Origin of the sequence: Flavobacterium hercynium (assembly GCF_002217285.1) — a bacterium.
Taxonomy (GTDB): domain Bacteria; phylum Bacteroidota; class Bacteroidia; order Flavobacteriales; family Flavobacteriaceae; genus Flavobacterium; species Flavobacterium hercynium.
Map to the genome: position 1 here is coordinate 1 of NZ_MUGW01000089.1, position 7,800 is coordinate 7,800.

The following is a 7,800-nucleotide window of genomic DNA, read 5'->3' on the forward strand; positions in this document are numbered from 1 at the left end:
ACTTTTGGGTGCAGTCTATACTGATGCAGGGCTTTTCAAATTAAAAAAAACGTCAGGTTTAAAAAAGGTATTTTAGTTGATGAAATCAAATTTATTTTCAAATAATTGACCTATTACCGGAATTGGTTTCTTTTGTTCGTTTACTGCATTTATAATTCCAAAAATCCATAAAATGAAAATGGCATAACCAACATAGCTTAGAAAGTAAAGTGAGGGAACAATTGTTACCACAATAGACAAAATGATATTTGTAGCAAGAGAAAGTAGAAAAATCCCAAAACCTTGTTTTAAATGGTAGTTTACCAGATCGCTTTTAGGCGTTAAATCTTTGCTTTTTACATAGGCTATAATCCAACCAATAATGGTGATGTAGCTCAAAATAGATAGTGTTTTCTTATTCATCGGTTATATTATTTATTTGAGTCAAAAATAGATACAACGATTATAAGACGAAATAGACACTTTGTCTTCGGATGCTTTGGGTTGGTATTTGCTCTGTTTAACTGCGTATTGGTAAATCGTGAAATGCAAAAATTAAGCTTCGTCTTTCATGAGTTTAAAAAAAGATTCTTTTTTTCCTCTCGAAATAGGAACCATCGATTTATCGTTCATGTGTACCATACCTTCTCTGGAGTAACTTACAATGCAATTTATGTTGATTAAATGCGATTGATGAACCCTGAAAAATTGAGGAGGTTCAAGTAAATCTTCATAATTTTTCAAAGGTTTGGAAACCATTATTTTTCGTCCGTCGTTTAAATAAAAAGTGGTGTATGATCCAGAAGTTTCACATCGTACGATTTGTTCTAATTTAACGACATAACTCGCCTCCTGAGTTGGAAGAATTATTCTTTCTGGTGTTCTGGATAAATTCACTTGTAGCTCATTAATTTGTTGTTTTTCTAATACTCTTTCCTGTAATAAAGAGATACGTTGAATAGCCGTTTTTAGTTCTTCAGAATCGATAGGTTTTAAGAGATAATCTATGGCACTGTATTTAAATGCATTGATAGCATGCTGCTCATAAGCCGTGGTAAAAATAAGATGAAAAGAGTTGAAGGCTATTTTCTGCAGCACATCAAATCCGGTTCCGTCTTTCAGCATAATATCCATAAAGACCAGATCCGGTTTTAGATTATTAATTAGCTTCACTGCTTCGGTAACATTTTCTGCGTAAGCAATAATTTGTACTTCATCCGGAGCAACCATTTCGAGCATTAAGGACAAAGCTTCTCTAATGCGCTGTTCGTCTTCAATAATTATTGTTTTATACATCTTCGTTTAGATTGGAATATTTAAAATTACGATACAGCCATGTCCATCTGTGGTGCTGTCACGTTCTAAAACCTGAAATCCCGCATGTGGATTTTCTTTTTGCATTCTGCTTAACCTTTCGTCCGTTATGATAGTTGACAAGGATTGATGATTGTCTTTTAGTTTTAATTTTCTGGAAGCAGCTAGTCCAATACCGTTATCTTTGATTGTGCAAATCAGATTTTGGTTTTCATTGTCCTGATCAAAATAAATTTCCAGTAATCCTTTTGTGTCATTCTGTAATGGTTTTAATCCGTGCTCGACTGCGTTTTCTACAAAAGGCTGGATTAATAAGGGCGGAATATGACTGTCATTTTCTACAGATTCATCACAGGTAATTGTATAATCAAAACTGTTATTCAGCCGAAGTCGTTGCAGCTCAATGTAGTTTTGCAACGTACTGATTTCTTCTTCCAGTGATATGGTTTCTTTGCGGGTTTGCTCGAGTACTTTTCGGGTAAATTTGGCAAATTTATTTAAGTAAGTAACAGCCGGAATGGTGTCTTGTTGCAGAATCATACTTTGAATATTTCCTAAAGCATTAAAGATAAAATGCGGATCCATTTGTGAGCGTAACAATCGCCTTTCTAGCGATAATCTGGCAGCAAGATTTTCAATGGTTTCCTTTTCCATCAACTGTACTTTTAGTTCGCTGTTGGCTTGTTCCTGTTTAAGAAAGTCTTCCCGATTTTGATAATAACGCTGACGGTAATAATAGGAGCGAAACATAAAAATAAGTCCAATCAGCAGAATACCCGCAATTGCGTAACCCATTAATTTGTTTTTTTGCTGTAGCTCATTTTCTAATTCCAGCTGTTTGATACGTTCTATCTTTTTAGAAGATTCATATCGGACTTCTGCATTTTGAAGCAGTTTCTGTGTAGCTTCATTGTACTTTAGCTGATTGTATTTGGTGTAAAGTGTATCATACGAATAATAGGCATTAAAATCTTTTCGCTTAGCAGAAACGTCTTTTAATGCACTGTAAAAAGTGGCCAGCAAATAATTATCTGTGTAGGGTAAACTAAGCTGATATTTTATGCCTTCAGAAAAAAGAATTTCTGCTTTTACATAATCTCCTTTTTCAGTGTAGTAAATTCCCTGTAGTCCAATAGCACTTCTGTAAATGATTTTGATATTGTACTTTTTGGCAATTGCCGTTGCTTTTTCCAGATTTTTTAGAAAAGCAGTTTCATCAATAGGTTTTGGTCCTTTAGAATAAAGATCGGCTAAATTAATATAGACAATGCCAATATTACTTTTGCTCACGATATGCTCGCTATTTTGTTCAGCAAATACAGCTGTTTCTTTAAAAAAATCCAAAGCCGTTTTCCAATCCGTGCTCAAACCTGTTTCCAGTTTATCAGTTAAATGACTTCCAAAAGCAAGTCTGGCAAACAGCAGACTTTCGGCATCACCGGATTTTGAAGCATGAAATAAGGCTTCTCGCGCATATTTTTCGACTTTTGTTGGCGAAGCAGGAGAAAACAGATAGGAAATGTCTGAGGCAATTTTGGCACATTGATCGTGTGCATTTGATTTGGCAAATAATTTATAAGCAGTCAGGAGATAATCCAGAGCCTGAGGTTTGTCATCAATATACGATTTAAGAGATCCCATTGCCATTGCTGCATAAGCTTTGGTTCTGATGTTACTTGTTTTTTGAGAAAGAATGTAGGCGGTATCAGCGTAATTTCTAAATTTATCGAGATGTAACAAACGGCGCTGTGTCAGAGCCAGAAAAGAGTAACAAATAACTTCGTCGTCTATCTTTTTGTTTTTCCGGGCTAAATAAAGCGCCTGCATCTGAATCTTCATGCTGGCAGTAGAATCAGAAAAGCGCTTGGCATAACCATCCTTAGCCATTTTTTCTGCCGGAGATATTTGCTGTGCATTTACAATCGCTGTAAAAAAGGCAAATAGTAAGCCTAAAAAAAGCGTTGTTTTTTTTGGTTTTTGAAAATTCATTCTAAAAATTAAGTAGATTTCGTGATATTTGGATGGGAAAATACAAATTGTAAAGCGACTGAGCAAAAAAAATATTCTGGATTTAGTGCAGAGAAAAAAGTTGCAAAGTAGTTTTTTTAAAATCTTGAAAATAGTAGATTTACAAATATCTTTTAAGAAATACCAAATAAAAATCAAAAGCATCCGTTTACCAATTTTTGATTGGAGCAAGCTGATGTAAGTAGCGTAATCTTGTTGAACTAATTTAAATTTAAATACCATTTTTTATGAATAAGAAAAATCTTTCTTTAGTCCTGTTGTTCTTTTGTTTTTTAACCGGAATGGTTCAAGCACAGCAATCGGATGACAAACGTATGAAAATAGAAATCACGGTAAAAGACGGAAATAAAACCGTTAGCGCATTGATAAGAACGGCAACGTTTTCGTATAGTAAACCAGCCAATGCTGATGCCGATGGAAAGGATAAATATCTAACAAAAAATTTTTACTTTGCATTGGATTTTGAAAAAATGAATATTCCATTATTGCAGGCTTTTACCAAAAACAAAAACGGAATCGACGGTGTAATTACTATGATTGATACGTACGGAAAAAATCCGGCACGAAAACTTGAATTTACAAAGGCTACTTTAGAATCATTTAGTGATCAGCTTGCAGCAGATTATGCAAGTGCTTATTTCACTATTGGCTCTGATACGTTAATTATTGATGGTGTAAATGTACAATAACGATGAAAGAATTTAAAAAATTTACAAAAGCAGGAAATTTATATACACTGAAAAGACAATTTGGTTTTAGTATAATCGTAGTGGCATTATTTCTGGTCTTTGCATACATCTGTTTTACAAGTAAGATGAGTATGTTTGGATGGGGTTTAATAGCTGTATCCGCTTTCTGTGCGATTGCTTTTTGGCTTCAGCATTTTAGTATTGATATGGATGATAAGGTAATGACTGCAAAAATGGGACTTATAAAAAAAACAGTTTATATTCCGCTTACCGATATAAGAAATTTTAGAGTTGTAAAAATTAGTCACAATTTTATTCGTACTAATGTTATTTTGAATGTGTCTTATGTAGAAGATGGAAAAGAAAAAGTAACCGGCATTACACAGGCTTTTACTGTAAGAGCGATTCAGAATACTATAAACGAAATAGAAGAAATAATACATTCAGATGACCATTCGCGAAAAGTATAATGCTCAGGAAACAATAACTTCCTTTACAATCTATCCTAAAAAACCATCTGTTGCATTGTATCGATGGATTTTAGTAGTTATTATGGCGGTTGTGCTTGTTTTATTCTTGTTAAACAATATGTTTGATAAGGGAATGCGTTTTGGGATTTACATCGTATTGTGGGGGTTTACTTTGCACAGTTTGTACAACATCTACATAGGTTCTAAAGTTCAGTATACTTTTGATATAAAAAACAATGCTATTTTTAGAAGCAGTCCTTTGTCTTCAAGAAAAAAGATTATGAAACTTGATGAAGCAGTAATTTTTGTTAATTCTGAAATGGCAAGCTGGTATTATGCAGTGGGTGCTAAAAAAAGTCAATTTGTTAAGAGCTATAGGATAAGTGAAACTTTTGGCTCAGGAAAAGAAAGTGATATAAATCAAGCAGCTTATGATAATTATATTCTGGCTAGCATTTATAAATTGTTGAATCGCTAAATCGTTTAATCGGGGATTCATTTATTTGTTGAATCGTTTATTTTTTATTTTTGTTGTCACAAAATAGGGGTCGATCTTTTATCTCTTTATTATACCAAAAAGCCGTTCAGTTGAACGGCTTTTTTTTGTTTTTATTCTGGATTTACTGCAGAGAAAAAAGTCATAAGTAAGTTTTTTAAAACCTTGAAAATACTTGATTTGCAGATAACTTTTAATAAATACCAAATAAAAATTGAAAGCATCCGTTTACCAATTTTTGATTGTAACAAGCGGATGGAAGTAGTAATCTTGTTGAACTAATTTAAATTTAAACACCATTTATTATGAATAAGAAAAATTTTTCTTTGATCCTGTTGTTCTTTTGTTTTCTAACTGGAATGGTTCAGGCACAGCAATCGGATGACAAACGCATGAAAATAGAAATCACGGTAAAAGACGGAAATAAAACCGTGAGTGGATTGATAAGAACTGCAACGTTTTCCTATAGTAAACCAGCCGATGCGGATGCTAAGGATAAATATCCAACAAAGAATTTTTACTTCTCATTGGATTTTGAAAAAATGAATATTGCATTATTACAGGCTTTTACCAAAAACAAAAACGGAATCGACGGGGTGATTACCATGACAGATACCTACGGAAAAAGTCCGGCAAGAAAACTGGAATTTACAAAGGCTACTTTAGAATCAATGAGCGATCAGCTAGCAGCAGATTATTCAAGCGCTTATTTTACAATTGGTTCTGATACGCTTATTATTGACGGTGTAAATGTGCAATAAGGATGAAGGAGTTTAAAAAATTTATACAAAACGGAAACCAATATACCATGAAAAGACAATATGGTTTTGGTTTTGTAGTAGTGGGGGGAATGGCTGCTATTTCGCTTACCGCTTTTTTTATGAAGGAAGCCACAGTTGGATGGGTTTTTGCTGGTTTGGCTGTTTTATGTTTTATTGCGGTTTGGTTTGAACATGTCAGTATTAATATGGATGATAAAGTAATTATTACCAAAATGGGTTGGATAAATAAGCCGGTTTCTATTCCTTTAGCTGATTTTATAAGTTTTGAATTAGTAAAAGTCAGCTATAATTTTATTCCGACTAATGTTTGTCTGAACATGTATTATTGGAAAGATGGTAAAGAAAAGTGTGCTGGCATTGCACAAGGTTTCACTACCAGATCGATTCAGAATGTTATTAATGAAATTGAAGAAATAATACATGTAGATGAACATTCGTGAAAAGTATAATACTCAGGAAACACTGACTACCTTTACAATTTATCCTAAAAAACCATCAGTTCAATTGTCTTGGTGGTTTTTAGTGGGGATTATTGTGGGTGCATTTGTGCTGTTTTTTTTAGATGACATTATTGATGAGGTACTGCGTTATGCAATTTATATGTTGATGGGCTATTTTACTTTACACAGTTTGTATGACATTTATCTTGGATCTAAAATTAAGTACACTTTCGATTCAAAAAATAATGCTGTTATTAGAATTGGTCCTTTTTCTTCAGGAAAAAAAATCATGAAACTCGATGAAGCAACGATTTTTGTGAATTCAGAAATGGGAAGCTGGTTTTATGCCTTGGGTGCTAAAAAAAGTCAGTTTGTAAAAAACTACAGGATAAGCGAAAACTTTAGTTCCGGAAAAAAAAGTGATGCCAGACAAGCTGCTTATGAGGATTATGTTTTAGGTAAAATTTATAAGTTGATTGAAAATTGTTGATTTGTTAAATTGGTAAATCGTGGATTCGTTTATTTGTTGAATCCGTTAATTTGATTTCTTTTTTTCTGTTAAGAATCTTGCTCAAAATAGCAATCGATCTTTTGTCTTTTTATTAGAATTTATTATAGCAAAAAAGCCGTTCAACTGAACGGCTTTTTTTTTGTTTTAATTTTGATACTGAAGCCAAGTTCTGTTTGTATGGCATATTTAAAGAAGGTGTAATCAAAACAGAAGGGTTCATTTTTTTTTTTGCATCCGACTAAAATTCAGATTAATAAAGAAGAAATTGTTGTTGATAATATTGAATGATTTATTACGTATCTCTTTTTAGATAATAGTTACTTTTCTTGCGTAGTGTGTGATACATTTGAAAAAAACAGTTGTAAAGAAAATATTTTTAGAAGATATAGCTGTGTAAAGTTTTTTTAAGTTAATTCGATTGTTGTTACTTTTTGAAGTATAAGAGCAATGCGTTCTTCAAGAGTGAAATCGCCTTCAATTTTGAGTAAAGGAAAAGGTATAGACGTCATCCATTGTTCGTGAGCTTCGCGATTACGGCTTGCAATTCCGGTATTTTGATCATAATCACTAGCCCAAGTCATGAAATTTTCGAATTGCTCATTTCTGTTTGGATCGGTATAGATAATAGTTCCGTAACGTTCCAATTCTCGTTTTTTGAGCCTTTCCATTCTAATTTCCTGTGGTATCCAAAGGTAAACCACAAGATCAAAATCAGGGAAAACAGCATCTCCCCATTGAAAAACAGAACCACCCAAAATCCATTTCTTTGAATTATCTAGAGCTGTTCTAATACTGGTATTTCTTTCCTCGGGATTACATCTTTCTGAAAACGGAATAGCAGTCTGCTTCCAGAAAAAAGCATCACTGTCAAAATAATCCAATTTGAGTTGTGCCGCTAATGCTTCGCCCGTTGTAGTTACGCCACTTCCCGATGCACCAAATATATGTATCTTCATTTTTGAATAGAATTAGAGCCAAATAATAAACTTTTAAAATTATGAAAAAAAAAGTAAGTCGAAAAGTCGAAAGTCAAAAGTCGAAAGTCAAATGTGAAATGTGAAATGTGAAAAGTAAAAAAATCTAAAATCTAA

Annotated in this window: 10 protein-coding genes; 6 read left to right on the forward strand and 4 right to left on the reverse strand. The window is 33.1% G+C overall.

The genetic code is table 11. The annotated features are described in order from the left end of the window. Positions 1–72 precede the first annotated feature (72 nt). The 3 genes from B0A66_RS22470 to B0A66_RS22480 all read right to left on the reverse strand — a co-directional run bounded on the left by B0A66_RS22470 (position 73) and on the right by B0A66_RS22480 (position 3,282). The gene (locus B0A66_RS22470; RefSeq protein WP_089052078.1) at positions 73–402 is read right to left on the reverse strand and encodes an import component protein; all 330 of its coding nucleotides are present in this window, start codon (positions 400–402) and stop codon (positions 73–75) included. Positions 403–534: 132 nt separating this feature from the next. Beyond that, positions 535–1,275, reverse strand: a complete 741-nt coding sequence (locus B0A66_RS22475; protein WP_089052079.1) for a LytR/AlgR family response regulator transcription factor — start codon at positions 1,273–1,275, stop codon at positions 535–537. Between the two features lie 6 nt (positions 1,276–1,281). Beyond that, entirely contained in the window at positions 1,282–3,282 is a 2,001-nt protein-coding gene (locus B0A66_RS22480; RefSeq protein ID WP_089052080.1) for a sensor histidine kinase, read from the reverse strand. 266 nt (positions 3,283–3,548) lie between these two features. Here B0A66_RS22480 and B0A66_RS22485 point away from each other — a divergent pair, with 266 nt between their 5' ends. The 6 genes from B0A66_RS22485 (at position 3,549) to B0A66_RS22510 (ending at position 6,688) form a co-directional block, all read left to right on the forward strand. Beyond that, positions 3,549–4,010: a hypothetical protein gene (locus B0A66_RS22485; protein ID WP_089052081.1), complete on the forward strand. Its 462-nt coding sequence runs from the start codon at positions 3,549–3,551 to the stop codon at positions 4,008–4,010. Between the two features lie 2 nt (positions 4,011–4,012). Then, positions 4,013–4,480, forward strand: a complete 468-nt coding sequence (locus tag B0A66_RS22490) for a hypothetical protein (RefSeq protein ID WP_089052082.1) — start codon at positions 4,013–4,015, stop codon at positions 4,478–4,480. Further along, positions 4,458–4,958 carry a hypothetical protein gene (locus tag B0A66_RS22495; protein WP_089052083.1) on the forward strand — a complete coding sequence of 167 codons (501 nt, stop codon included), beginning with the start codon at positions 4,458–4,460 and terminating at the stop codon, positions 4,956–4,958. The genes B0A66_RS22490 and B0A66_RS22495 overlap by 23 nt, the downstream gene beginning before the upstream one ends. 323 nt (positions 4,959–5,281) lie before the next feature. After that, a complete protein-coding gene (locus B0A66_RS22500) occupies positions 5,282–5,737 on the forward strand; it encodes a hypothetical protein (RefSeq protein ID WP_089052084.1) in 456 nt (151 codons plus the stop codon). 2 nt (positions 5,738–5,739) lie between these two features. Then, entirely contained in the window at positions 5,740–6,198 is a 459-nt protein-coding gene (locus B0A66_RS22505) for a hypothetical protein (protein WP_089052085.1), read from the forward strand. After that, the gene (locus tag B0A66_RS22510; RefSeq protein ID WP_089052086.1) at positions 6,185–6,688 is read left to right on the forward strand and encodes a hypothetical protein; all 504 of its coding nucleotides are present in this window, start codon (positions 6,185–6,187) and stop codon (positions 6,686–6,688) included. The genes B0A66_RS22505 and B0A66_RS22510 overlap by 14 nt, the downstream gene beginning before the upstream one ends. A gap of 425 nt (positions 6,689–7,113) precedes the next feature. Here B0A66_RS22510 and B0A66_RS22515 read toward each other — a convergent pair whose 3' ends face one another. After that, positions 7,114–7,665, reverse strand: a complete 552-nt coding sequence (locus tag B0A66_RS22515; RefSeq protein ID WP_089052087.1) for a P-loop NTPase family protein — start codon at positions 7,663–7,665, stop codon at positions 7,114–7,116. Positions 7,666–7,800: the final 135 nt, after the last annotated feature.

Excerpts from the sequence above, each read along its gene's own strand:
- B0A66_RS22470 (WP_089052078.1), bottom strand. The coding sequence starts at position 402 with ATGAATAAGAAAACACTATCTATTTTGAGCTACATCACCATTATTGGT.
- B0A66_RS22475 (WP_089052079.1), bottom strand. The coding sequence starts at position 1,275 with ATGTATAAAACAATAATTATTGAAGACGAACAGCGCATTAGAGAAGCT.
- B0A66_RS22480 (WP_089052080.1), bottom strand. The coding sequence starts at position 3,282 with ATGAATTTTCAAAAACCAAAAAAAACAACGCTTTTTTTAGGCTTACTA.
- B0A66_RS22485 (WP_089052081.1), top strand. The coding sequence starts at position 3,549 with ATGAATAAGAAAAATCTTTCTTTAGTCCTGTTGTTCTTTTGTTTTTTA.
- B0A66_RS22490 (WP_089052082.1), top strand. The coding sequence starts at position 4,013 with ATGAAAGAATTTAAAAAATTTACAAAAGCAGGAAATTTATATACACTG.
- B0A66_RS22495 (WP_089052083.1), top strand. The coding sequence starts at position 4,458 with ATGACCATTCGCGAAAAGTATAATGCTCAGGAAACAATAACTTCCTTT.
- B0A66_RS22500 (WP_089052084.1), top strand. The coding sequence starts at position 5,282 with ATGAATAAGAAAAATTTTTCTTTGATCCTGTTGTTCTTTTGTTTTCTA.
- B0A66_RS22505 (WP_089052085.1), top strand. The coding sequence starts at position 5,740 with ATGAAGGAGTTTAAAAAATTTATACAAAACGGAAACCAATATACCATG.
- B0A66_RS22510 (WP_089052086.1), top strand. The coding sequence starts at position 6,185 with ATGAACATTCGTGAAAAGTATAATACTCAGGAAACACTGACTACCTTT.
- B0A66_RS22515 (WP_089052087.1), bottom strand. The coding sequence starts at position 7,665 with ATGAAGATACATATATTTGGTGCATCGGGAAGTGGCGTAACTACAACG.